The organism is Pseudonocardia sp. CA-142604, assembly GCF_050948475.1.
In the GTDB taxonomy this organism is placed as follows: Bacteria; Actinomycetota; Actinomycetes; order Mycobacteriales; family Pseudonocardiaceae; genus Pseudonocardia; species Pseudonocardia alaniniphila.
This window is the reverse complement of the sequence record NZ_CP192045.1, coordinates 130,159-153,898: the sequence shown is the minus strand read 5'-3', so window position 1 is coordinate 153,898 and position 23,740 is coordinate 130,159. Positions and strand designations below refer to the sequence as shown.

Below are 23,740 nucleotides of genomic sequence, written 5' to 3'. Positions count from 1 at the left end.
CACGCGCCTGCCCGTCGCAGTGCGGATACGGTATCGGGAAAACAGGACGTTGACAGTGATGCGGCGGGCATGGCATCTGCTCGCCGGGGAACACGGGGACCAATGAGCCAGCCATCGGAACAGAACGCGAACGACAGCGGCGAGCAGCAGGTCGTGGTCATCGGGCCGGACGGCCGTCCCGTGGGCATGGCGACGCTACCGCGGTCGGGCGAGGACGGTGGCGACCAGCAGGGCGGTATGGAAACCATGGTCGAACAGCCCGGCAAGGTCATGCGGATCGGCACGATGATCAAGCAGTTGCTCGAGGAAGTGCGAGCCGCGCCGCTCGACGAGGCCTCCCGCAACCGGCTCCGCGAGATCCACGAGAACTCGATCAAGGAGCTGGAGGACGGCCTCGCGCCGGAGCTGCGCGAGGAGCTGCACCGCCTCAGCCTGCCCTTCACCAACGACAGCACCCCGTCCGACGCCGAGCTGCGGATTGCACAGGCACAGCTCGTCGGCTGGCTCGAGGGACTGTTCCACGGCATCCAGACGGCGCTGTTCGCCCAGCAGATGGCTGCCCGCCAGCAGTTGGAGCAGATGCGCAGAGGGCTACCGCCCGGTGCCTCTCCGCAGCAGCAGGGCCCAGAGGGTCACCTCGGACGGGGGACGGGCCAGTACCTGTAAGCCGGACGACAACAACCCGTCACCGGAGAGGCGCGATCATGCCTCAAACCGGCGACGACCTCGCGTTGCTGCAATCGGGGCAGGCCCGCACGAGCCACCCACAACTCGTCGGTACCCTCGTCCGGTGGCTCAGACGATGACCACCGGTGACGACCGGGCCGAGGATGCGCCGTCCCTGCCGACGGTCATGCCCGACGCGCCTGCGTCCCGCAGTTGGCGCCGGGCATTCGACGACCTCGGGCAGGGATGGCGGCAGCGTCCGCTGTGGGGATATCTGGGCTGGCAGGACATCAAGCAGCGATACCGCCGCTCGGTGCTCGGGCCGCTCTGGATCAGCATCACCATGGCCGTTGTCGCCACGGCCATGGGCATCCTCTACGGCGCCCTCTTCGGCGAGGACATCCGCACGTTCCTGCCCTATGTCGCCACCGGCCTGCTGATCTGGTACTTCATCAACGGCTGCATCCTCGAGGGCAGCGAGGTCTTCATCGCCAACGAGGGGCTGATCCGGTTCCTGCCGGCGCCGCTGAGTCTCCACGTCTATCGGCTGGTCTGGCGCCAGACGCTGTTCTTCCTGCACAACCTCGTGGTGTGGGGCATCCTCGTCGCGATCTTCCGGCCGCCACTGGGCTGGACGCTCCTGCTGGCGATTCCCGCCTTCGCGCTGCTCATCGTCAACGGCGCGTGGATCTCGGTGGTCACGGGCATCATCGCCACGCGGTTCCGGGACATCCCGCCGATCATCGCCAGCCTCGCGAACCTGCTCTTCTTCGTGACGCCGATCGTGTGGCAGTACAACACGCTGCTCGAGAACCCGGCGGTCGCCGAGCGCGCCAGGATCGCCGAGCTGAACCCCGTCCTGCACTACGTCGAGATCCTCCGCGAGCCGCTGCTGGGCGAGCCGATCGTGTGGCACCACTGGGCCGTGGTCGGCGTCATCACTGTGGCGGGCTGCATCGCAGCGCTCGTCTGTCTCCGCAACTACCGCTCCCGCGTCGCGTACTGGGTCTGAGGACGGAATGGTCAGCATCGATCTCGACGGGGCCGCCGTCGACTTCCCGATCTTCGACGCGAAGACGCGCTCGTTGAAGAAGGCCGTACTCGGTCGCGCAGGCGGCCGGATCGGCACCGACTCGAAGGTGCCCATCATCGAAGCGCTGCGCGACATCACGGTGTCCCTGCGCAAGGGCGACCGCGTCGCGCTCGTCGGGCACAACGGAGCAGGCAAGTCCACGCTGCTGCGGCTCATGTCGGGCATCTACGAACCCACCCGCGGGCGCTCCTCCGTGATCGGCAAGGTGGCGCCGGTCTTCGACCTGGCAGTCGGGATGGACCCGGAGATCTCCGGGCTGGAGAACATCCTCATCCGCGGCCTGTTCCTCGGCATGACGCGCAAGCAGATGGAGGCGCGGGTCGACGACATCGCGGCCTTCACCGAGCTCGGCGACTACCTCAAAATGCCGCTGCGCACCTACTCCACGGGTATGCGCGTGCGGCTCGCGCTCGGCGTCGTCACGAGCATCGATCCCGAGATCCTGCTGCTCGATGAGGGCATCGGCGCCGTCGACGCGGAGTTCCTCGCCAAGGCGCGCGACCGGCTCAACGAGCTGGTGGAGCGTTCCGGAATCCTGGTGTTCGCCTCGCACTCCGACGAGTTCCTCGCCGACCTGTGCGACACGGCCATCTGGATGGACCAGGGCACGATCCGCGAGCACGGCCCTCTCCGCGAGGTGCTGCGCAGCTACAAGGGCCGTGACGTGCTGGCTGAGATCGAAGCGAGCCGGTGAACAACGCGCCGCTCGCGGCCGGCTCGGTCGTCGCGGTGGTGGTCACCCGCCACCGGACCGACATGCTGGTCGACTCGCTCGCAGCGCTCGCCAAACAGACCCACCCGATCGCCCACCTGATCGTCGTGGACAACGGGCCCGACAAGCCTGCTCGTGAGATCGTCGAGGCCTGTGGTCTGCCGGCCACCTGGCTGCCGTCCTGGAACAACCTCGGAGGTGCCGGCGGCTTCGCCCTCGGCATGCTCCATGCGCTCGCCATGGGCGCGGAGTGGATCTGGCTGGGCGACGACGACGGCCGGGCGGCCAACGAGACCGTGCTGGCCACCCTCGTCGATCTCGCGGAGCGCCGCGGGCTGGCCGCGGTGTCGCCCACCGTGGCCGACATGGACCATCCCGACCGCCTCGCGTTCGCGGTGCGCCGCGGCCTCACCTGGCACCGCTCGCGTGCCGCCCTCGCCGCCGACTCCGGGCACGGAGCCGACGACGAGCTGCTTCCCGGCGTCGCCGCGCTGTTCAACGGGGCGCTGTTCCGGGCTCGCACCCTCGACGTCATCGGGGTTCCCGACCTCCGGCTGTTCGTCCGGGGCGACGAGGTGGAGATGCACCGCAGGCTGGTGCGCTCGTGCCTGCCGTTCGGCACGTCGCTCCGCGCCGCCTATCTCCACCCGGCGGGCTCCGAGGACGACAAGCCGATGCTCGGCGGTCGGCTGCACGCCCGCGACCCCGACGACCCCGTGAAGCGCTACTACACCTACCGCAACCGCGGGTACCTCGTGTCCCAGCCGGGGATGCGCAAGGTCGGGCTGCTCGAGGTGCCGCGGTTCGCCTGGTACTTCCTGGTCACCAAACGCAGCCCGCGCCAGTTCGTGCAGTGGGTGCGCCTGGTGCGCCAGGGACGTGCGGAGCGTTTCCACCGCGCCTGACCCTCAGCGGGGCCGTCACAACTCGCCACAAGGCACTACACGATCGTGTGTGATGAGGATCACGACAAATTTATCGTATCTTTTTCTGCTGTTAGTCGTGCAGACGGTTGAACGTTAACGAAATGCGTCTAGTATCTCCAATACAGGCCTCCGACCTGCGGAGAAGCTCCGACTCGACCGATCAAGGTTAAACCCTCGTTAACACCTCTAACCACCACTCCAGGTGATCGCTGTCCGTACCCCGCTGCTAATTTCGTCCCTCGATAGTGGTCAGAATCGGGGGAAAACGATGTGGGATTGGCTCCGCTTTCTGGAGCACTGGCAGCTCTTCTTGCCGGTCGGCATCATCGGCGGGATCTCGTGGTCGGTATGGCTGATCCGCAAGGTCATGTCAGCCGGATATCGCCCCCTCGTCAACGACTTCCGGACCACCACCTCAGTGGTCGTCCCGTCGTTCCGTGAGGACCCCGACGTCCTGATGCGCTGCCTCGACACCTGGCTCGCTCAGGGACCCACCGAGGTGATCATCGTTCTCGACGTGGAGGACCTCGAAGCCCGCGACCGGCTCATGGCGCGCCACGACCGGCGCATCCACGTCATGATGTTCGCCCACGAAGGCAAGCGCTCCGCTCTCGGTGTCGGCATCCGCGCCGCCCGCCACGAAGTCCTCGTCCTCACCGACTCCGACACCGCATGGGAACCGGGTCTGCTCGCCGCCGTGCAGATGCCCTTCGCCAACCCCAAGGTCGGTGCCGTCGGCACCCGGCAGAACGTCCACGAGCCGCGCAGCAGCGTCTGGCGCCGCGTGGCCGACTGGATCATCGACCTGCGGTACATGGACTACGTGCCCGCCACGGCCCGCCGCGGCGGCGTCGTCTGCGTCTCCGGACGCACCGCGGCCTACCGCCGCGCGGCAGTGATGCCGGTGCTGGCGAACCTCGAGCACGAATACTTCCTCGGCAGGCGTTGTGTCGCGGGCGACGACGGCCGGCTGACCTGGCTGGTACTCGCGCAGGGCTACCGCACCGAGCACCAGGACTCCGCACGGGCCCTGTCGATGTTCCCCTCGACGTTCAAGGCGTTCTGCAAACAGCGCGTCCGCTGGAGCCGCAACTCCTACCGCTGCTACCTCACCGCTCTCTACAAGGGCTGGCTCTGGCGAGTCCCGGTGATCTCCCAGCTCACCGTGTTCCAGATCCTCTTCACGCCGGTCACCATGTTCGCGACGGTGTACTACCTCGTCGCGGCCTGGTTCAGCCCCCAGCGTGAGCTCGCTGTGATCCTCGGGCTCGCGTGGCTGTTCCTCGGGCGCGCCATCCGCAGCTTCTCCCACCTGCGCCGCACCCCGTCCGACATCGTCATCCTGCCGCTGGTCACCCTCGTGATCATGTTCGTCGCCCTGCCCATCAAGACCTGGGCGTTCCTGACCATGAACAAGCAGGGATGGCTCACCCGCCGCGCCGACCTCGTTGGCGGCGAGGGCCAGGACGAGGCCAGCCTGACGGAGGACAGCCGTGGCGCAGCCTGATCCAGCCGGTCCACGCACCGGCCGCAAGTGGTTCGTGCGGCTCGCAGCACTCGCCGTCGTCGGTGGCATCGCCGTGGCCGCCGTCCAGACGGGGATGGTCGAGCGGGTGCTCGGCCCCGACCTGTCCGACACCGGCAGCATGCTCGACGACGCCGAGGAGGCCGGAGTCGTCGAGGCGCCCACCGACGCCGAGGACACCAGCGCCCCCACCACCGAGGCGCAGCACCACCAGGCCACCCTCGTGGAGGCCGAGGACGACCGGCTCTTCGCGATCGTCAGCGACCGGCCGCCGTCCGATGTCCCCTACGAGGTGCCGGCCGCCGCCGGCCAGACCGTGTCGACCATGGTCCTCACCCCCCGCCCCCAGCCCTACGACATGCCGTCGTTGGAGCGCCTCGGCGCAGCGGCCCGGCTCCCCGACGGATCGTGGCTGCTGAACCGCTCCGTGGTGGTCGGACGCGGCGCGGAGCTGCGGGTCCAGGAGCCTGGTGCGACGCTCCGGATGGCCAGCGGCCCGAACGGGTTCGCCGCGCTGGTCGCGTTCAAGGGGACCTTGACGCTCTCCGGCGGCCCGGACGCACCGCTCACCGTCACGAGCTGGGATCCCGCGGCGAACGCGGCCGACACCGAGCGCAACGACGGCCGTGCCTACCTGCGTGCGGTCGGGGCCCGGATGGACCTCACCGAGGTCAACGCGGCCGACCTGGGGTTCTGGAGCGGCCGCACCGGCGGCGTGGCCTGGACCGGTAGCGCGGGCGCCCCGGCCACCGGCTCGGCCAACCACGTGAGCGTCGAACGCGGCCACTACGGGATCTTCACCAGCCGGGTCAACGACGTCGTCCTCAACGACGCGACGCTGCGCGACAACGAGCTCGACGGGCTGCTGCTGCACCGGGAGACGGGCGGCGTCGTCGCCACCGACGTCACGAGCACCGGGAACGGACGCGACGGCGTGACGGCCACCCGTGGGGCCGAGCGCATCACCCTCACCGAGGTAACCGCGGCGGACAACAAGGGCAACGGGTTCCGGATCGACGGCTCCCCGCTGGCCGCAGAAGCCACCGCCGGCGGGGCGAGCACAGCGCAGGGCGCCGGCTACACGATCGAACGCTCGACCGCCACGGGCAACGCCGAGGTGGGGATCCTCGCCGTCGAGGCGGGCGGGCTCGTCGTGCGCGACAACACCGTCTCGGGCAACCGCGACGGGATCGTGGTGCGGGGCGCCACAGAGCGGCCTGCGATCACGGGCAACACCGTGGACGCCACGGAGTTCGGCATCGCGGTGCGCGGCGGCATCCGAAACGCGCAGGTCACCGCCAACCGGGTCGGCTCCGCGGTCATCGCGGTGCAGGTCACCGACGCATCGGCGGCCGTCGAGCAGAACGAGGTGCGCGCCGCGTCCAGGTACGCCGTCTCGCTGGTCGGTGACGTCACCGGGTCGTCCGTCACCACCAACAAGCTCGGTGGCCGCGGCCTGGCGGCGCTCGACATCAACCGTGTCGGCATCACGGCCACCGTCGGCATCACGGCCAACGACGAGTCCCGGTGGACGGTCGACCGGGACGAGCTGCGCTACTGGCGCGACTACGCCGCCGACCACCCGCTGCTGCTGTTGTGGCTGCTCATCCTCCTGCTCCCGATCGCCGCCCGGGTGTGGCACAAGCGCCGTCGGCGGCTACGCGACGACCACGTGCACCCCTACGTCAACGTGCCGCCCGGCCCTCCGGTCCCGGGCAACAACAACGTGATCACCTCGGTCGGCCGGCCCGCCCCGGCCGCACCGCGGCCGATGCCACGCCCCGGCCCGCGGCCCCCCGTCCCGCCCCGCCCGGGGCCGGAGGAGGCGTCCGCCACCGTGGCGCTGCCGGTCACCCGCGTCACGGTCGTTTCCGGGAAGGGGGCGCGCAAGTGACGCCGGGGAACCGTTCCGGACGTCGGCTGGCGAGGCTGGCCGGCGGTCTGGCCGCCGCGGTGGTGCTGGCAGGGGTCGCCGCGTGCGGCGGCAGCCCAGGCCCGGCACCACCCTCGCCGCCACCGGCTCCCGCTCCGGCGCCCACGGCCGGATCCGCCTGCACCCAGAAGCCCACCACCGAGATCCGCACCTCGGACGAGCTCGTCGAAGCACTCGCGGGGGCCCACCCGGGCTCGGTGATCGCCATGGCTCCCGGCACCTACCCCGGCACGTTCGTGGCCGGTGCTCAGGGCACCCCCGACAAGCCGATCGCCCTCTGCGGTTCGCGCGAGGCGATCCTCGACGGCGGGGCCATCGACGGGGACTACACGTTCCATCTCGACGGAGCGGCCTACTGGCAGCTGAGCGGTTTCACCGTCCGGGGCGGCCAGAAGGGCGTCATGGCCGACCGTGCGCAGGGCAACCTCATCGAGGGTCTTCTCGTCGAGGGCACCGGCGACGAGGCCATCCACCTGAGGCAGAACAGCACCGACAACGTGGTGCGCGACAACACCGTGCGACGCACCGGGCTGCGCAACGGCAAGTACGGCGAGGGCATCTACATCGGCAGCGCCGAAAGCAACTGGTGCGACCAGACCAACTGTGAGCCGGACCGCAGTGATCGCAACGTGATCGAGGGAAACACCATCTCCGAGACCACGTCGGAGTCGGTGGACATCAAGGAAGGCACCACGGGCGGGACGCTGCGCGGCAACACGTTCTCGGGCATCGGGATGACCGACGCCGACTCCTGGGTGGACGTCAAGGGGAACGGCTGGCAGATCACCGGCAACGTCGGCACCGACAGCCCGGAGGACGGATTCCAGGTGCACGAGATTCTCGACGGCTGGGGCCTGGACAACACCTTCGAGAACAACAGCGCCACGGTCAACGCCGGTGGCTATGCGATCAACGTCACCAAGAACAAGGAGCGGAACCGAGTCGGCTGCGACAACCGCAGCGTCGACGCCGGCCGGGGGCTGAGCCCCGAGGACTGCGGCTGAGCCGCCACGACCTCTCCAGACCATCCGAATCGAATCGAGAGGAGCCGATGTGTTCGCTCGACGGATCGCCGTCATCGGCACCGGCTACGTAGGACTGACCACCGGCGCTTGTCTGGCCTCGCTGGGCCACCACGTGGTGTGCGCCGACATCGACCCCGACAAGATCGACCGCCTCAGACAGGGCGAGATCGACATCCTCGAGCCCGGGCTTCCCGAGCTCGTCTCCGAGGGGGTCGCCGCCGGCCGCCTCCAGTTCGTCCTCGGCGCCCGCAATGCGATCGTGCGCCCCGATGAGCCCGCCGTCGAGGTGGTGTTCCTCTGCGTCCCGACTCCGATGGGCGAGGGAGGCGCCGCCGACCTCCGTGCCGTGGAGGCGGTGGCCAACGAGGTGCGCCACCTGCTGCCGAAGGGCTGCGTGGTGGTCAACAAGTCGACGGTGCCGGTCGGCACCGCCGAGGCCACCCGGAAGATGCTGGGCCGCCGCGACGTGTCCGTCGTGAGCAACCCGGAGTTCCTCCGGGAGGGCAGCGCGGTGCATGACTTCCTCCACCCCGACCGGATCGTGGTCGGCAGCGACGCCCAGGACGCCGCGGAGCGCGTGGCCGCCCTGTACTCCAAGCTCGGCGCCCCCACCCAGCTCACCGACGCGGCCAGCGCCGAGATGGTGAAGTACGCCGCGAACTGCTTCCTGGCGATGAAGCTGTCCTACGTCAACGCGCTCGCCGACCTGTGCGAGCGGCTCGGTGCCGACGTCATCGAGGTCACCGAGGGCATGGGCTACGACCGACGTATCGGGCAGACCTTCCTCTCGCCCGGGCCGGGCTGGGGAGGCTCCTGCTTCCCGAAGGACACCCACGCCCTGCTGCAGATCGCCGCGGCCGCGGGGATGGACTTCGAGCTGGTCGGGGCGAGCCTGCGGACCAACGAGACCACCCAGCGGCGCGTGGTCGACAAGGTCCGCGCCGCCGTGGGGGGCCAGCTCGCCGGGAAGCGGATCGGGTTGCTCGGCCTCACGTTCAAGGCGGGCACCGACGACCTGCGCGACTCACCGTCGCTCGCCGTCGCGAAGCTGCTGCGCGACGAGGGGGCCGAGCTCTCCGGTTACGACCCGGCCTGCCCGCACGACGTGCCGGGGGTGACCAGCGGGATCACCGTCGTCGACGACCCGCTGGACGCCTCGAAGGACGCGGCGGCGCTGGTGGTTCTCACCGAGTGGCCGCAGTTCCGGTCGCTGGACTGGAATGCGCTGGGCGGCGTGATCGGGTCTCCCGTGGTGATCGACACCCGCAACCTGCTGGACCCCGACGTCCTCCGCCGGGCCGGTTTCGCGTGGATCGGGCTGGGCCGCAGCTGACGCACCACCGGTCCGGCGGCCGTGAGCCGCCGGACCGGAAACCGCGGGCCTAGTGTCGGAAGACGACCGTGCGGAGCATCACGAAGTTGATGGCCGTGGCCGTGCCCTGGGCGATCACCCAGGCGATGCTCACCCGCAGCGGGATGGCAGGCAGCACGGCGAGCATGAGCGCGTTCATCCCGATGTTCAGGGCGAACGTGGTGCCGTAGAGCAGTACGAAGCCCGCGAACCTGGCACGGCCCGCGCCGTCGACCGTGAACGTGAAGCGCCGGTTGAGCAGGTACGCGGTGGTGGTGCCGAGGATGAAGCTGATGGCCTTGGCGACGTGCACATAGGTGCCCAGCGCGAGGAGCCCCTGGTAGCTGCCGAAGTCGACCAGCGCGGACAGCACGCCGATGGCGACGAACCGGCTCAGCTGCGCAACCAGGCCGAGCTCGGCCGGTGCGGGGCGGGTCGCGGTCACAAGAGCAGAGTATCGGCCGGGTCCGCCCGCCCGGTCCCTCCCCCGGATGGGCCGGGTGCGCAGATCGCGCCGGAACGGCACGATCACCGGGTGACCACAGAGACCGTTGCCGGCACTCCCACCGGGGTGCGCACGCTCGCCGACGACTACGTGCGGCGCCTCTCCGACCTCGACCCCAGGGTCGCCACCATGCTGGGCTCCCACCCCGGCGACGACCGGGTGCCCGACCTTTCGCCCAGTGGCCAGGAGGCGCTCGACGAGCTCCACCGCTCCGTGCTGGCCGCCCTCCCCACCGCCGAGGTCGCCGGTGACGAGGACCGCCGCTGTGCCCGTCTGCTGCGCGAGCGCCTCGAGGCCCAGCTCGCGGCGAGCGAGGCCGGCGAGCATCTGCGGGCCGTCAGCAACATCATCGGTCCGCACGTCGAGGTCCGGCAGTTGTTCGAGCTGATGCCGACCGCCACCCCCGACGACTGGGCTGTGGTCGCCGGCCGGATGGCGGCGGTGCCACAGGCCTACGCGGGATACGTCGCGTCGCTCGACGAGGGGGCGCGCCGGGGTCTGTACGCGGCACCACGACAGGTCGAGACGGCAGTCGGTCAGCTCGACGAGTGGCTCGACGGCGCCCAAGGCTCCTGGTTCCACACGTTCGTGAGGCAGGCCCCGGAGGACACCGAACCGTCGGTACGGGCCGCGCTCGAGAAGGCTGCCGGAGCTGCGGCTGCCGCTGCTGCGGACCTGCGGGACCACCTCACGCGCGTCTATCTCCCCGCTGCCCAGGGCACACCCGATGCCGTCGGCGCCGAGCGCTACCGGCTCGGCGCCCGGCTGAACACGGGCTCGGACCTCGACCTCGCCGAGGCCTACGAATGGGGCTGGGACGAGTTCCGCCGCCTCGATGCCGAGATGCGCCACGAGGCCGAGAAGGTGCTGCCCGGGGCCACGCCGATCGCCGCAATGCGTCATCTCGACGAGAAAGGCGCCGCGGTCGACGGCGTCGAGGAGATCCGCATCTGGCTGCAGAAGATGATGGACACGGCGATGGACGAGCTGGACGGCACCCATTTCGACATCCCTGCTCCCGTCCGCGCCGTCGAGGCCATGATCGCCCCTGTGGGCAGCGCGGCAGCGCCGTACTACACGTTCCCGTCGCTCGACTTCTCCCGGCCCGGCCGCACCTGGCTACCGACACTCGGGGCGTCCCGCTTCCCGCTGTGGAACCTGGTCAGCACCTGGTACCACGAGGGCGTTCCCGGCCACCATCTGCAGCTGGCCCAGTGGACCTACCTCGCCGACAAGCTCTCGACCTTCCAGACCACGGTCGGGGCCGTGTCGGCCAACATGGAGGGCTGGGCGCTCTACGCCGAGCGGCTCATGGACGAGCTGGGATACCTCACGCTGCCCGGCACACGGCTCGGGTACCTCGACTGCCAGCAGATGCGCGCGATCCGAGTGGTGATCGACATCGGGATGCACCTGCAACTGGAGGTCCCCGCGAACTCGCCCGTCCACCCGGGGAAGTCCTGGACGCCGGAGGTCGCGCGTGAGTTCTTCGGTGCCTTCTGCGGACGACCCAGCGCGTTCCTCGACAGCGAGATCGTGCGCTACCTGAGCTGGCCGGGCCAGGCGATCAGCTACAAGCTCGGCGAACGCGCCTGGCTCGCGGGCCGGGACGCAGCCAGAGCCGCCCGCGGAGCGGACTTCGACCTGAAGTCCTGGCACGCCGCCGCACTGTCGCTGGGCAGCCTCGGCCTGGACGACCTCACGGACGAGCTCGCCCGACTCTGACTGTCCCGGTCCATACCCCGACGGGCCGGATGCGGAGATCGCCCCGGCCCGGCACGATCATCGGGTGACCACAGTGACCCCTGACGGCACCCCCACCGGGGTGCGTGCCCTCGCCGACGACTACGTCAGACGCCTCGCGGACCTCGACACGAGGGTTGCGACCTCGCTGGGCACCCACCTCGGCGACGACCGGGTGCCCGACCTCTCCCCCGACGGCCAGCAGGCCGTCGACGATCTCGCGAACACGGCGCTGGCGGGGCTGCCGACGGCCGCGGTGGCCGGTGAGGACGACCGGCGTTGCGCACGGCTGCTCCGCGAGCGCCTCGAGGCGCAGCTCGCCGTGAGCGACGCGGGTGAGCACCTGCGGCAGGTGCGCAACATCTTCGGGCCACACCAGCAGGTCCGGCAGCTGTTCGAACTGATGCCCACAGTCACGCCGGACGACTGGGCCGTGGTGGCGCGCCGGATGGCGAAGGTGCCGCAGGCGTATGCGGGGTACATCGCGTCGCTCACCGAGGGGTCACGTCGGGGCCTCCACGCTGCGCCGCGACAGGTCGAGACGGCCGTCGGCCAGCTCGACGCGTGGCTCGCCGATCCACGGGGTTCCTGGTTCCACGGCTTCGTCGCGGATGCGCCCGACGACGTCGCGCCCGCGGTGCGCACCGCGCTGGACGAGGCGGCCGGAGCCGCCGCAACCGCCGCCACCGAGCTGCGCGACCACCTCGCCCGCGTGTACCTCCCGGCGGCGCAGGGCACGCCGGACGCCGTCGGCGCCGAGCGCTACCGGCTCGGCGCCCGGCTGAGCACGGGCTCGGACCTGGACCTCGCCGAGGCCTACGAGTGGGGCTGGGACGAGTTCCGTCGCCTCGACGAGGAGATGCGCCGCGAGGCGGACACGATCCTGCCGGGGGCCGGGCCGATCGCCGTGATGCGCCACCTCGACGAGCACGGTGAGGCCGTCGACGGTGTGGAGGAGATCCGCATCTGGCTGCAGAAGATGATGGACACGGCGATGGACGAGCTCGCCGGCACCCACTTCGACATCCCCGCTCCGGTCCGCACGGTCGAGGCCATGATCGCTCCGGCCGGCAGCGCCGCCGCGCCGTACTACACGCGTCCGTCGCTCGACTTCTCCCGGCCCGGCCGCACCTGGCTACCGACACTCGGCGCGACCCGGTTCCCGCTCTGGGGCCTGGTCAGCACCTGGTACCACGAGGGCGTTCCCGGCCATCACCTGCAGCTCGCCCAGTGGGCGCATCTCGCCGACCAGCTCTCGACGTTCCAGACCACCATCGGGTCGGTGTCGGGCAACACCGAGGGCTGGGCCCTCTACGCCGAGCGGCTGGCCGACGAGCTCGGCTACCTGACCCTGCCCGGAACGCGCCTCGGCTACCTCGACGCGCAGCAGATGCGGGCGATCCGGGTCGTGATCGACATCGGGATGCACCTGCAGCTGGAGGTTCCGGCGAACTCGCCCGTCCACGCAGGCAGGACCTGGACGCCCGAGGTCGCGCGTGAGTTCTTCGGTGCCTTCTGCGGACGACCCAGCGCGTTCCTCGACAGCGAGATCGTGCGCTACCTCGGCTGGCCGGGCCAGGCGATCAGCTACAAGCTCGGCGAACGCGCCTGGCTCGCCGGGCGCGATGCAGCCAGAGCCGCACGGGGCGCGGACTTCGACCTGAAGTCCTGGCACGCCGCCGCACTGTCGCTGGGCAGCCTCGGCCTGGACGACCTCACGGACGAGCTCGCCCGGCTCTGACCGCTCGGCGGGTCAGAAGTAGTGGCCCGCCAGCCGGTAGCGCCTGCGCACCGTCACCGAGCCCATCCCGGCCCGGCCGTGCACCACGAAGTGGGGCACGCCGGGCCGCCGGATGGACGGGACGCTGCTCTTGACCGTGCCCATCGTGGCCACGACGCGATCGATGTCGGCGGTGGCCTCGTCGGGCACGAGGAGCCGAGCAGAGCCCGCACCGAGATCCACCTCGATGTCGATCACCGGGTGGCGCAGCGTTGTGTCGCAGAAGTCGAGGACCACCGAGCCCATCGCGCTCTGCAGGCGCAGCCGGGCCGGCACGTCCCAGGCGCCACGACGCTTGATGGTGGACGCTCCGGTGCGCAGCACCACAGCAGGCGCATCAGGCGCCTCGAGGGGCCGGGACGCGGCGATCGCCGCCTGGTGCGCTCCCGGTAGGTCGGCCAGAGGCGGGCGGAGATCCGCCTCGTATCTGGCCGCGTACACCACCGTGAGTCGCTCCTCCAGCTCCGAGACGGTGATCCGGCCCTCGGCGAGAGCCTGGTGGAGCAGGGCGGCCGCGCGCTCCCGGTCGGCGTCGGAGATCCTGAGTCCCGGCGGGTCCGGCGGCGTGCTCACCACAGCAGGATAGTGCTGACACCACGCCGGGTACTGATTACTCCCGGTGCGCAGATGCTGCTCCGCTGCCCGAGGGGCGGTCGGGCGTTCCACGGGGTGGAGCGGCGGCCGCGATCTCTACGGGGAGTAGCCTGACGCGGATGTCCGGAACGGCGAGTCTCCGCGGCTGGGGACGCACCGCGCCCACGATGGCGCAGGTGCTGACACCCAGGTCCATCGACGACGTCAGCGCTGCGGTCACGGCGGCGGGTCCACGCGGGATCATCGCCCGCGGCCTCGGGCGCTCCTACGGTGATCCCGCACAGAACGCCGGCGGCGTCGTGCTCGACATGACCGGTCTCGCCACCATCCACTCGATCGACGCCGGCAGCGGAATCGTCGACCTCGACGCCGGGGTCAGCCTCGACACCCTGATGCGCGCCGCGCTCCCGCACGGGCTGTGGGTCCCGGTGCTCCCCGGCACCCGGCAGGTCACGATCGGTGGGGCGATCGGGGCCGACGTCCACGGCAAGAACCACCACACCAAGGGCAGCTTCGGCAACCACGTCCTGTCGCTCGACCTGATCACCGGCGACGGATCGCTCCGCACGCTCACCCCGGACGGCCCGGACGCCGAGCTGTTCTGGGCCACCGTCGGCGGCATGGGCCTCACCGGCGTGGTCGTGCGCGCCAGTGTGCAGCTGCACCGCACGGAGTCGGCGTACTTCGTGGTCGACACCGACCGCACCGCCGACCTCGACGAGCTGATGGCGCTGCTCACCGACGGCTCCGACGACACGTACGGCTACTCCGCCGCCTGGTTCGACACCACCACCACCGGCGCCCAGCTCGGCCGGGCCGTGCTCACGCGCGGCTCGCTCGCCACCGTCGACCAGCTGCCGGTGAAGCTACGCAACGACCCCCTGAAGTTCGACGCGCCGCAGCTGCTGTCGTTCCCGGACATCTTCCCCAACGGCCTCGCCAACCGCTTCACGCTGCGGGCGTTCAGCGAGCTCTGGTACCGCAAGGCTCCCAAGCGCCAGCACGGCTCGATCCAGAACATCACGACCTTCTACCAGGTGCTCGACCTGTTCGGGGACTGGAACCGGGTCTACGGCTCGCGCGGCTTCCTGCAGTACCAGTTCCTGGTGCCGTTCGGCGAGGAGCCGACGTTCCGCCGGATCGTCGAGCGGATCGCCGGCTCGCCGCACGCGTCCGGACTCAACGTGCTCAAGCGGTTCGGCGAGGGCAACGCCGCACCGCTGTCGTTCCCGCAGCCGGGCTGGACGATCACCGTGGACTTCCCGATCGCCCGCGGCCTGCACCACTTCTGCGACGGGCTCGACGAACTCGTGCTCGCTGCAGGCGGGCGGCTCTACCTCGCCAAGGAGTCCCGGGCGAGCGCGGAGACGATCCGGCGTGGCTACCCGCGCTTCGACGAGTGGCGCAAGGTGCGCGACAACGCCGACCCCTCCGGGGTCTTCACATCCGACATGGCCAGGCGGCTGGAGCTGACGAACTGATGATCGACGCCGTGGGCAACCCCCAGAGCGTGCTGCTGATGGGCGGAACCTCGGAGATCGGGCTGGCCGTCGTGGAGGCCTTCGCCTCCGACCGGCCGCTGCGGGTGGTGCTCGCCGCCCGGCCGTCCGAGAGGCTGGACGCCGCGCGAGCCCGGCTGGAGAAGCTCGGCTGCGCCGTCGAGACGCTCCCGTTCGACGCCGTTGCCCTCGACACCCACGCGGACGTGGTGCGCAAGGCCTTCACCGGCGGCGACATCGACGTCGCGCTCGTCGCGTTCGGGCTGCTCGGCGACAACGAGCAGGCGTGGACCGACGTCGACACCGCCGTCGAGCTGGCGCAGGTCAACTACACGGCGGCGGTCTCGGTGGGTGTCGCGCTCGCCGAGCGGCTGCGCGCCCAGGGCCACGGTTCGCTGGTGGCGTTCTCCTCGGTCGCCGGTGAGCGCGCCCGCCGCTCGAACTTCGTCTACGGCTCCACGAAGGCCGGGATGGACGCCTTCTACTCCGGCCTCACCGAGGCCCTGCGCCCGTCCGGTGTGGTCGTCACGGTCGTGCGGCCGGGCTTCGTGCACACGAAGATGACCGAGGGCCGCAAGCCCGCCCCGCTGTCCACCACCCCCGGGGCCGTCGCCGCCGTGGTGGTCGACGCGGTGCGCAACCGTCACGAGCTCGTCTGGGCTCCCGCCCCGCTCCGCGTGCTGATGAGCGTGCTGCGCCACCTGCCTCGCGCCGTTTTCCGCCGCCTGCCGGGCTGACGCGTACACCCGCTCCGGGGGCCGAAGAGTTAACACTTGCCCGCGGCATGTGCGACTATCGCACATATGCAGGCGGTCCAGGGGTGGCCAGAGGTCGGGGAACGCGTACGCGATATGCGGCTTGCCCGCGGGCTCAGCCAGGCTGCGCTCGCGGAGGAACTCGGTATCGACCGCACCGCCGTCGTCCGCATCGAAGCCGGTGAACGCCAGGTCTCGGCCCTGGAGCTCGGGCATCTCTCGGATGTTCTTCGCGTCCCGATCGCTCACTTCGTGACCCAACCACCGGCCGCCGTCACCACGTATCGCACTCTGCTCGCCGACGACCCTGACCAGGGCTCGAGAGACCGGGTTCTGTTGGATGTGGATCTCGAAGCGCACGCGCGGGACGCCGAGTGGCTCAAGGACCAAGGTCTGCTCGACAGGGCCCAGTACCTCATCACACCTGGCCCGGTCGGCGATGCGGAAGCGGCGGTCGAACTGGCTCGTGACGTTCGGAGACAGATCGGCATCACGTCGGGCCCCTTGGGCCCGTTGGCGGAGGTCGGGGAACTCTTCGGGCTCTACATCGTCGTGGTCGACCGCGACGTGTCCGGAGCCTCACTCCAGCTGGAGCCAGGATTCGGTGTTGCCGTCATCGGTGGCCACGCACAACCGGGTCGGAGACGCTGGACCGCTGCACACGAGATCGGCCACCACCTCACAGGCGATGCGTACCACTCCGACGTGGGTGTGGCGGCGAGCGACGCCGAGAAGGAGAAGGTCATCGACGCCTTCGTCGGCGAGTTCCTGCTGCCGACCGACGACGTCCGAGCAGCATGGTCGAATGCAGCACGGGACGAGCCGTACTTACAGCTCGTCCGTATCGCTGCGGAGTACAGACTCTCCTGGTCGTCGACCATAGCTTCGGCCAGTGGGGCCGGCGTGATCGAGCGCCGGGACGTACAGGGTCTTCGTGCACGCACACCCACCCGTGGCGATTTTCTGGAGATCGTCGGGTACGAACCGCTCGCCGACCTCACCCCCGGGACAACGGGTCCTGGGTGGAAGAGGGCGGTGTTCGCTGCATGGCGGAACGGCCGCATTTCTGCCGAGCGCGCTGTCCAACTTGTTCACAACACGCTGACCGTCGGAGATCTGCCGCAGCTAGAGGTCTTCGACAGGCAATGACGTCATCTCGAGAGGCGGGCCCCAAGGCGCTGACCTGTGTGTGGGACACGTCTGCGCTCCTGCATGCGGCCAGGGCGAGCCGACTGGACGTCCTAGGCGATCTCGTGAAAGGAACATCCGAGCACCCGTGGAATCATTACATCCCGGCGACTGTCGCTGAGGAACCGGCCCAGTTGGGGGCCGCGCCCCCTGACTGGGCGAGCGTTGTCCATGTCGATGGGTTGAATGAGATCGTTGCTTTCGGTCAGTGGAGCCAGCGATTGGTTGCCGGACCGCATCATCGAGGCGAGGCTGCTGTTGCTGCATGGGCCCAGAGCCATGTGGCAACGGCGGTGATCGACGACAAGGATGCTCGCTTGGTCGCGCAACAGTACGGATTGGATGCGCACGGAAGCATCTGGGTGCTCTGCCAAGCGATCAGCTGTGCCGTCATCAGCGTGTATACCGCCACCAGCTATTGCGACGCGGTGATCAGCCATGGTGCCCGAATGCCGTTCGAGGTCGGAGGATTCGAGGCATGGGTCCGCCGACAAGGTTTGATCCGCTGACGAGGGCATCCCGTCACGGGACCGCCTGAACGCTAGTGCCCGGTCGGCCGGATTCGCTCGGCCGGCCATGACGGCGGTTCGGGCTCGCTCGCGTCGCCGGTCACCGGCTTCGCGTGGGGCACGACACCGTCCCAGAAGTACTCGATCCTGGCGACCCTCCCGGCTTCGGCGCCCGGGTCGTCCACGGGGTCGTAGAAGAGCGACTCGGTGTAGACGGGCAGGCGGGTCTTCGGGTCGACGTAGTAGACGGCCTCCACCTGGTTGGTGGCAACACCCGCATTGCCCGGCATGAGTACGTGCGACTTCCACCTCGCCCCGATTTCCCGGAACGACCAGATCAGGCGCATCATCCCGTCCTGGTTCCCGTCGCGGTCGAGAGACCGCAGGACGAACGGCGTCCGGACGTACTGCCGGCCGTCGCGCTCGACCAGCGAGAGCTTTCCGACGCCGAGGTAGTCCGGGTATTCCGTGTGGATCGCGCCCACGAACGCCGTCGCCTCGTCCGGTGTGAGGCCTGCGGTCAGCACCCCGTCGCTCACGGTGCCGATGATCTGGAGGGTGCTGCTCGCGTTACCGAACACGCCGTCGGTGCTGATCGCGCAGCTGCGATCCACCTCGGACCACGTCGCGTCGATCGTATCCAGCAGGTAGATCTCGCCGCCCTCGCAGATGGTGTTGAAGCCGTCCAGCTCGTGATAAGCGAAGTCGTTGGTGCGGAAGTCGATGCCACCGTCGCTGACCGCGGCACGGTAGTCGCCGCCGGTCATGTACAACGGCAGGTCCGCCGTGGTCTCCATCCGGACGTGCAGCACGGGTTGGGTGAGCAGGGCGACCATGCTCTCGTCGAGAAGCTGCCCCGCACTCACCTTGGCGAGATCGGCGTCGGTCAGTGACTCGGCCCCGTCCAGCGGGCCCGCCGTAGGGTGCACCAGGTCGACCGGCGCGGCCTGCCCGGGCACTTTCCTCTCCCACACGGAGCACGCAGTCGTGCTGCCGGCAACGAGAAGTGCCGCGATCAGCAGGACGAGCGGGCGGGCCCGTCCGCGGTTCCGAGGCGGGCGTCGCATATCGCCCATGCCCTTGCCGTCCTCCCGCGCCCGTGCAAACCCCACAAATGGATCTTGCGCTTCGGGTGAGGCGGTTATCGCACGGGGGTCGGAAGTTCAGGGACGGACCGATGTCGAGAACGTGGCGCCGCCTACGACCTGTTCGCGACGGTGCCCGCCCGGGCGGCCGCGATCCGGAGGAGTCGACCCGTGAAGTACATGCTGATCATGCAGGTGAACGCCGCGGCGCTCGATGCGCTGACCGAGGAGCAGCGTGAGCAGGTGATGACCGGCCACGGCACGTTCATGGAGACGATCAGGGCGTCCGGCGAGATGGTGGAGACGCACGCCCTCGCCGATCCCGCCCAGAGCGTCGTGGTGGGCGGGCGAGGCGGCGTGCCGGTGGTGACAGACGGCCCGTTCCTGGAGACCAAGGAGTTCATGGGCGGCTTCTACGTCGTGGAGTGCGCGACCCGTGAGCGGGCGATCGAGCTCGCCGGCCTGATTCCGGACTCCGCGGTCGACGGACTGGGCGTCGAGGTGCGGCCGATCGTGTTCTCGGCCGGTCCGCAGTAGCTGCGACGGTACCGGCCTCCTGCCCGCGGCACATCGGGCAGGAGGCCGGCTGCTCAGCCCCCCGCGTTCAGATATCCCCCGCGCACGTAGAGGGCACGTTCGTACTCGTCGACGTTCGCCGGCGCCCGCCGCTGGGCGTTGATCAGCGCGGCGGCCAGCACCCCGTTCCGGGTGCCCAGGGCGGGTCGGCGCGGCACGGCGAACTCGGCTGACTCTGCCGCCTTCTCGGCGGGGCGGATCTCGCTGTCCGTGCGGGCGGCGAGTGTGCGGCGCGCGGCCGCTATACGGGCGGCGGTAGCCGTCTGGTGGCCCACGCTGGGCCAGCCTGCGGCGGACCCACCGACGGCACGATGGCGTGGGGCCTTCGACGCCGATTCCACCTCGGCAGGCACCAGCTTGCGCATCCGCCGCCGAGCGGGCTCCTCCACCGCGTGGTAAGCGAGCGCCGCCACCGCGATGGTCGAGACGAGCACGAGCGCCCCGGCGACGTAGGCGAGGACGGTGTCCGGTCCGAGAATCGAGAACTTCCGCAGTGCCAGCCAGTAGATCTCGAACATCGGGATGTGCACGAGGTAGAGGCTGTAGGAGATGCGGCCGCCGTAGACGGCCCACGGGGCCGACAGCGCCAACGCCGGACCCCGGTCGGCCAGGGCCATCGCGCCTACCAGCAACGGGAACAGCAGGATCACCGCGCCGCCCCTGCCGGGACCGATCAGCTCGCCGAGCAGGAGCCCTCCCGCGATCATCAGCGGCAGTATCACCGCGAACGTCGACGCGCTGCGCCGTGCCCTCGACGACGTCCGGCGCGTCCGCCGGACGGCCAGGTACATCAGCGCCCCCGCGCTGAACCCGCAGAGGATGCGCACCACCCAGCTCCACGGGTAGTACGGGCTGCCGGTGGAGAGGTACGCCCACGCGATCGGAGCCATCAGCGCCACGGCTGCGACGCCGAGCACCGCGGCGGGGAGGTTGCGCAGCCGGAAGAGCACGAGCACGCCGATGGGGAAGAGCAGGTAGGCCAGCCACTCGGCGCTGATGGACCAGGTGGGCCCCACCCACGACGCCCCGTCGAAGAACGCGTTGTCCCAGAGCTGGACCATGAATAGCTGCTGGATGTACTGCCCGACCCCGAGCTCGGGCTGCACGGCCTGGAACGCGATCTCGGAGTCCGAGCCGAACACCATGCGGGCCATCAGCCACAAGCCGAACAGGTGGAACACCACCGCGTACACGGGCCAGATGCGGCAGGCCCGCGCCCAGACGAACCGCGCGGTGGCGCCGATGCGCAGCGCAGGCCCCAGCTTGTCCATGTACGTGTAGGCGATCACGAACCCGCTGAGGACGAAGAACAGGTCGACGCCGAGGGCGCCCGCTGTGACCAACGGCCCGAGCGTCGCCGCGACCTCGGCCACTCCCGGCAGCGGGGTGAAATGGAAGTGGAACAGCACGACCCAGATCGCTGCGACGATCCGCAGCCCCGTCAGACCCTTGAGCTCGCCGGTGAGAACACTGCGACTGCCGCACGGGGTGGTGACCTGCTGGCCTGCTCTCGTCACGCTGAGAAAACGAGGCCTTTCGTCGCAGCGGTTCGCCTACCAGCCAGAACGTACCGTGTTGGCCCGGGCTGTCACTGCGTGCTGGCGTGTCGTAGGGCCGACCGGGTGGCAGAACGGGGCCCTGTTCAGCACACTGTGCAACCGGCGACCACTCTCCGCTACCACCGGTCCATGTGCAGAACGGTATCCAGCGGCTCGCGTGTCGCGGGCTTGAACGTGTCGCCGGTGTAGTAGGCGGTGGGCAGGAGGACGCCCTGCCGCACGTTCGGCGGGATCCCGAGCAGCTCGGAGATCTCCTTCTCGTAGCGCAGATGCAGGGTGGTCCAGGCGCTCCCGAGCCCACGGGCGCGGGCGGCGAGCTGGAAGCTCCACGCGGCCGGGAGCAGCGAGCCCCACAGGCCCGCCTGGTTGCTCGCCGGCAGCTCCTCTCCCGCCTCGATGCAAGCGATGACGTGCACGGGGACATCGCCCATCCGCTCCGCGAGGTACTCGGCGGAGCTCGTCACCCTGGCCTGCACGGCGCGGCGCTCGTCGCTGTGCTGGGAAACGTCACCGCCGTAGGTCGGGGAGTTGCGGTAGCGATCGAACGCCTGCTGGTAGTACTTGCCGATCTCGGCCCGCAGCCCGGGGTCGGTGACGACCATCCAGTGCCAGCTCTGCCGGTTGCCGCCGGTGGGGGCCTGGACGGCGATGTCCACGCACTCCCGCACGAGCTCGATCGGCACCGGCCGGTCCAGATCGAGGCGCTTGCGGACGGAGCGCGTGGAGCTGAGGAGTTCGTCGGGAGACAGCGGCAGAGTCATGTGCCGATCATGCCTCCGCACCGTGCGGACCGTCAGCGTCATTCGGCTACGCGGCACTCCGCGGCAGCGCGTGGGTCGCGGGAGTACCGGTAGGACGTGCGCTCCCACGCCCCGGTCAGGTTGTCCCAAAACCGCTGTGCGGTGAGCGGAGCCCGCACCGAGTCGAGCAGTTCCTGCGTGCGCGGACACGCGAGGGCGGCGCGGGCCGCGGCGACACCGCCGGGGTCGACGAACCCGGTGTCGCCGGTGATGCCGCTGTCGGCGAGGAACCACTCGGGCGGTAGGTCCTTGTCGTGACCGATGCGCCCGTCCGGCAGGCCGGTGGCGTGCGCGGCGATCGGGTTGGTGAGTCCCACGCCGTCGAGCACGGTGGTGGACAGCGGCGCGAGCTCGCCCGTGACGCCGAGGTTCAGCCAGACGATCGTGTCGCGGGCCTGGTCGGCCGGTTTCGGGAACAGCCACCAGCGGAGCCCGTCGTCACCCGGCCCGGCCACTCCCAGCGATGGCGCAGACGCATCGCGAAGAGCTGCGACTCCCTCGGGTGCCACGGGGTGGTCGAGGAAGTCCTCGCTGGTCACGGGGTTGGGGTTGCCGACCAGCACCACGTAGTAGAGGCGTTCGTTGGCGATCCAGTTGGGACCGAGCGTGTCGTAGGCGGGCCGCATGCCCAGCACACAGGCCAGCGCCCACACCGCCATCCCGATCGCGGGGAGCGCGGTCCACCGGGTGAACGGCAGCGCCATGACCGGCAGCACCAGGCAGAACAGGGCTGGGAGCAACATCCGGCCGTGCATGAAGTCGCCGCCCACCCTTGTGACGTAGAGGGCGAGCAGCGCAGCGCCCAGCACGGGCACGACCAGCACCAGGACGGTGGCGAGGCGCATCCGGCCCGAGGGCCGCGGCACAGCACCCCGACGCCCGCACAGCACCGCCACCACACCGACGAGCAGCACCAGCAACGGGATCCAGAGGCGATACGGCTCGATCAGGTCGAGCAGGTAGTACACGCCCTGCTGCCAGCGAGCCACGCTCGCTTCCTTGGCCAGTGCCGTGGACGGCACCAGCAGTCCGTAGAAGCCCGCCCGGAACACCTCGTAGGCCAACGGCACCACGACGGCCACCGCCGCGAGCCCGATGAGGCGACGCCACCCCCGCCGGATCTCCAGCGCCACCAGCGCGACCGCCACGAGCAGCCCGAACAGCGCGAGGTCGGGGCGCACGAGCGGCGCGAGCCCCAGCACGAGGGCGAGCGGCCATGCCCGGCCCGCGTTCCCGGTGCGCGCGGCGACGAGGCGACCGACGAGCAACCACCACGTGAAACCGAGCCACCCGACGATCAGGCCGGTCTCCAGCCCCGACGTGCCGAAGTCCCAGAACGGCGGCAGGGAGACCACGACGAGTGCCCCGAACGGGATCATCAGCCGCCCGCCGGCGAAGAGCCTCCGCGATGCGTCGAGCCCGAAGCCGACGCCGGCGACCGACAGCAGCAGCCCGAGGACCACCGCGGCCCAGTTGAGCGACAGCCACGGCACCATGCCCGGGATCGCCAGGATCGCCGTCCACAGCGTGGAGGTGTTCGCCTCGACACGCTCGCCGACGTTGAAGACCGGTCCCTCGCCCGCGACCAGCTGGCGGACGGTCCGCAGGACGATCAGCCCGTCGTCACTCATCCAGCGGCGGTGCCAGATCAGCGTGGCGAAGACCAGCAGCGTCACGCCGAACAGCGCAAACGTCCACGGGGACCGGGCGGAGGGAATCGGCCTGGGGCTCGGTTCGGCGGCCGCTGGGCCTGCCTGCAGGACGGCGCTCATCGCTCGCCCTCGCTGCGCTCGGCCGACCCATCGGGAGACATCACCGTGCGCGGGCGCTGTGACGTTGGTTCGCTCGCAAGCTCGCTCACCCGGACTCCCCCCACGCGCCCTGATGCCCGACGCTCACCGAAAGCGGACATCGAC

The 23,740-nt window shown here is 70.1% G+C and carries 21 protein-coding genes and 1 pseudogene; 16 read left to right on the top strand and 6 right to left on the bottom strand.

Features of this window, described 5'->3' with window-relative positions; genetic code table 11:
• Nucleotides 1–102 precede the first annotated feature (102 nt).
• From ACQPZQ_RS00735 to ACQPZQ_RS00700, 8 genes are all read left to right on the top strand, one after another.
• Nucleotides 103–666 (top strand): bacterial proteasome activator family protein, encoded by a 564-nt coding sequence (locus ACQPZQ_RS00735; protein WP_379660341.1) that lies wholly within the window; start codon nt 103–105, stop codon nt 664–666.
• Between the two features lie 187 nt (nt 667–853).
• A complete protein-coding gene (gene wzm / locus ACQPZQ_RS00730; protein ID WP_241042440.1) occupies nt 854–1,678 on the top strand; it encodes a galactan export ABC transporter permease subunit Wzm/RfbD in 825 nt (274 codons plus the stop codon).
• Between the two features lie 7 nt (nt 1,679–1,685).
• On the top strand, nt 1,686–2,453 hold the full coding sequence (gene wzt, locus ACQPZQ_RS00725) for a galactan export ABC transporter ATP-binding subunit Wzt/RfbE (RefSeq protein WP_433290939.1): 768 nt from the start codon (nt 1,686–1,688) through the stop codon (nt 2,451–2,453).
• Nucleotides 2,450–3,376, top strand: a complete 927-nt coding sequence (glfT1, locus tag ACQPZQ_RS00720) for a galactofuranosyltransferase GlfT1 (protein WP_433290937.1) — start codon at nt 2,450–2,452, stop codon at nt 3,374–3,376. The genes wzt and glfT1 overlap by 4 nt, the downstream gene beginning before the upstream one ends.
• Nucleotides 3,377–3,665: 289 nt before the next feature.
• Complete coding sequence (locus ACQPZQ_RS00715) at nt 3,666–4,904, top strand: glycosyltransferase (RefSeq protein ID WP_433290935.1); 1,239 nt, start codon at nt 3,666–3,668, stop codon at nt 4,902–4,904.
• Entirely contained in the window at nt 4,891–6,816 is a 1,926-nt protein-coding gene (locus tag ACQPZQ_RS00710; protein ID WP_433290933.1) for a right-handed parallel beta-helix repeat-containing protein, read from the top strand. Before ACQPZQ_RS00715 ends, ACQPZQ_RS00710 begins: the two co-directional genes overlap by 14 nt.
• Nucleotides 6,813–7,859, top strand: coding sequence for a hypothetical protein (locus ACQPZQ_RS00705; RefSeq protein WP_433290931.1), 1,047 nt, complete (start codon nt 6,813–6,815; stop codon nt 7,857–7,859). The genes ACQPZQ_RS00710 and ACQPZQ_RS00705 overlap by 4 nt, the downstream gene beginning before the upstream one ends.
• 49 nt (nt 7,860–7,908) lie before the next feature.
• Nucleotides 7,909–9,213 carry a UDP-glucose dehydrogenase family protein gene (locus ACQPZQ_RS00700; protein WP_433290929.1) on the top strand — a complete coding sequence of 435 codons (1,305 nt, stop codon included), beginning with the start codon at nt 7,909–7,911 and terminating at the stop codon, nt 9,211–9,213.
• 49 nt (nt 9,214–9,262) lie between these two features.
• Here ACQPZQ_RS00700 and ACQPZQ_RS00695 read toward each other — a convergent pair whose 3' ends face one another.
• A complete protein-coding gene (locus tag ACQPZQ_RS00695; RefSeq protein ID WP_241042420.1) occupies nt 9,263–9,676 on the bottom strand; it encodes a GtrA family protein in 414 nt (137 codons plus the stop codon).
• Nucleotides 9,677–9,766: 90 nt separating this feature from the next.
• Here ACQPZQ_RS00695 and ACQPZQ_RS00690 point away from each other — a divergent pair, with 90 nt between their 5' ends.
• Nucleotides 9,767–11,461, top strand: coding sequence for a DUF885 domain-containing protein (locus ACQPZQ_RS00690; protein WP_433290927.1), 1,695 nt, complete (start codon nt 9,767–9,769; stop codon nt 11,459–11,461).
• A 64-nt stretch (nt 11,462–11,525) separates the two neighbouring features.
• Nucleotides 11,526–13,220: a DUF885 domain-containing protein gene (locus ACQPZQ_RS00685; protein ID WP_433290925.1), complete on the top strand. Its 1,695-nt coding sequence runs from the start codon at nt 11,526–11,528 to the stop codon at nt 13,218–13,220.
• A gap of 12 nt (nt 13,221–13,232) precedes the next feature.
• Here ACQPZQ_RS00685 and ACQPZQ_RS00680 read toward each other — a convergent pair whose 3' ends face one another.
• Nucleotides 13,233–13,832: a DUF1707 SHOCT-like domain-containing protein gene (locus tag ACQPZQ_RS00680; RefSeq protein WP_433290923.1), complete on the bottom strand. Its 600-nt coding sequence runs from the start codon at nt 13,830–13,832 to the stop codon at nt 13,233–13,235.
• Between the two features lie 140 nt (nt 13,833–13,972).
• Between ACQPZQ_RS00680 and ACQPZQ_RS00675 the strand changes: the two genes are divergently transcribed.
• From ACQPZQ_RS00675 to ACQPZQ_RS00655, 5 genes and pseudogenes are all read left to right on the top strand, one after another.
• Nucleotides 13,973–15,334, top strand: coding sequence for an FAD-binding protein (locus ACQPZQ_RS00675; protein ID WP_433290921.1), 1,362 nt, complete (start codon nt 13,973–13,975; stop codon nt 15,332–15,334).
• On the top strand, nt 15,334–16,089 hold the full coding sequence (locus ACQPZQ_RS00670; protein WP_433290919.1) for a decaprenylphospho-beta-D-erythro-pentofuranosid-2-ulose 2-reductase: 756 nt from the start codon (nt 15,334–15,336) through the stop codon (nt 16,087–16,089). Before ACQPZQ_RS00675 ends, ACQPZQ_RS00670 begins: the two co-directional genes overlap by 1 nt.
• A gap of 66 nt (nt 16,090–16,155) precedes the next feature.
• Nucleotides 16,156–16,344, top strand: a pseudogene (locus ACQPZQ_RS00665) (helix-turn-helix domain-containing protein); the annotation flags it as partial.
• 105 nt (nt 16,345–16,449) lie between these two features.
• Nucleotides 16,450–17,256 carry an ImmA/IrrE family metallo-endopeptidase gene (locus ACQPZQ_RS00660; RefSeq protein WP_433299706.1) on the top strand — a complete coding sequence of 269 codons (807 nt, stop codon included), beginning with the start codon at nt 16,450–16,452 and terminating at the stop codon, nt 17,254–17,256.
• 104 nt (nt 17,257–17,360) lie between these two features.
• The gene (locus ACQPZQ_RS00655; RefSeq protein WP_433290917.1) at nt 17,361–17,804 is read left to right on the top strand and encodes a hypothetical protein; all 444 of its coding nucleotides are present in this window, start codon (nt 17,361–17,363) and stop codon (nt 17,802–17,804) included.
• 32 nt (nt 17,805–17,836) lie between these two features.
• Here ACQPZQ_RS00655 and ACQPZQ_RS00650 read toward each other — a convergent pair whose 3' ends face one another.
• Nucleotides 17,837–18,916: a hypothetical protein gene (locus ACQPZQ_RS00650; RefSeq protein ID WP_433290915.1), complete on the bottom strand. Its 1,080-nt coding sequence runs from the start codon at nt 18,914–18,916 to the stop codon at nt 17,837–17,839.
• A 144-nt stretch (nt 18,917–19,060) separates the two neighbouring features.
• On the opposite strand from ACQPZQ_RS00650, the gene ACQPZQ_RS00645 reads away from it, so the two are divergent.
• Nucleotides 19,061–19,426 carry a YciI family protein gene (locus tag ACQPZQ_RS00645; RefSeq protein ID WP_433290914.1) on the top strand — a complete coding sequence of 122 codons (366 nt, stop codon included), beginning with the start codon at nt 19,061–19,063 and terminating at the stop codon, nt 19,424–19,426.
• Between the two features lie 53 nt (nt 19,427–19,479).
• Here the strand turns inward: ACQPZQ_RS00645 and ACQPZQ_RS00640 are convergent, their stop codons facing one another.
• From ACQPZQ_RS00640 to ACQPZQ_RS00630, 3 genes are all read right to left on the bottom strand, one after another.
• Nucleotides 19,480–20,982 (bottom strand): acyltransferase family protein, encoded by a 1,503-nt coding sequence (locus tag ACQPZQ_RS00640; RefSeq protein ID WP_433290913.1) that lies wholly within the window; start codon nt 20,980–20,982, stop codon nt 19,480–19,482.
• 158 nt (nt 20,983–21,140) lie between these two features.
• Nucleotides 21,141–21,785: a nitroreductase family protein gene (locus tag ACQPZQ_RS00635; protein WP_433290912.1), complete on the bottom strand. Its 645-nt coding sequence runs from the start codon at nt 21,783–21,785 to the stop codon at nt 21,141–21,143.
• 38 nt (nt 21,786–21,823) lie between these two features.
• Nucleotides 21,824–23,596 carry a hypothetical protein gene (locus ACQPZQ_RS00630; protein WP_433290910.1) on the bottom strand — a complete coding sequence of 591 codons (1,773 nt, stop codon included), beginning with the start codon at nt 23,594–23,596 and terminating at the stop codon, nt 21,824–21,826.
• Nucleotides 23,597–23,740 lie beyond the last annotated feature (144 nt).

Excerpts from the sequence above, each read along its gene's own strand:
- ACQPZQ_RS00735 (WP_379660341.1), top strand. The coding sequence starts at position 103 with ATGAGCCAGCCATCGGAACAGAACGCGAACGACAGCGGCGAGCAGCAG.
- wzm (WP_241042440.1), top strand. The coding sequence starts at position 854 with ATGCCCGACGCGCCTGCGTCCCGCAGTTGGCGCCGGGCATTCGACGAC.
- wzt (WP_433290939.1), top strand. The coding sequence starts at position 1,686 with ATGGTCAGCATCGATCTCGACGGGGCCGCCGTCGACTTCCCGATCTTC.
- ACQPZQ_RS00715 (WP_433290935.1), top strand. The coding sequence starts at position 3,666 with ATGTGGGATTGGCTCCGCTTTCTGGAGCACTGGCAGCTCTTCTTGCCG.
- ACQPZQ_RS00675 (WP_433290921.1), top strand. The coding sequence starts at position 13,973 with ATGTCCGGAACGGCGAGTCTCCGCGGCTGGGGACGCACCGCGCCCACG.
- ACQPZQ_RS00670 (WP_433290919.1), top strand. The coding sequence starts at position 15,334 with ATGATCGACGCCGTGGGCAACCCCCAGAGCGTGCTGCTGATGGGCGGA.
- ACQPZQ_RS00635 (WP_433290912.1), bottom strand. The coding sequence starts at position 21,785 with ATGACTCTGCCGCTGTCTCCCGACGAACTCCTCAGCTCCACGCGCTCC.
- ACQPZQ_RS00630 (WP_433290910.1), bottom strand. The coding sequence starts at position 23,596 with ATGAGCGCCGTCCTGCAGGCAGGCCCAGCGGCCGCCGAACCGAGCCCC.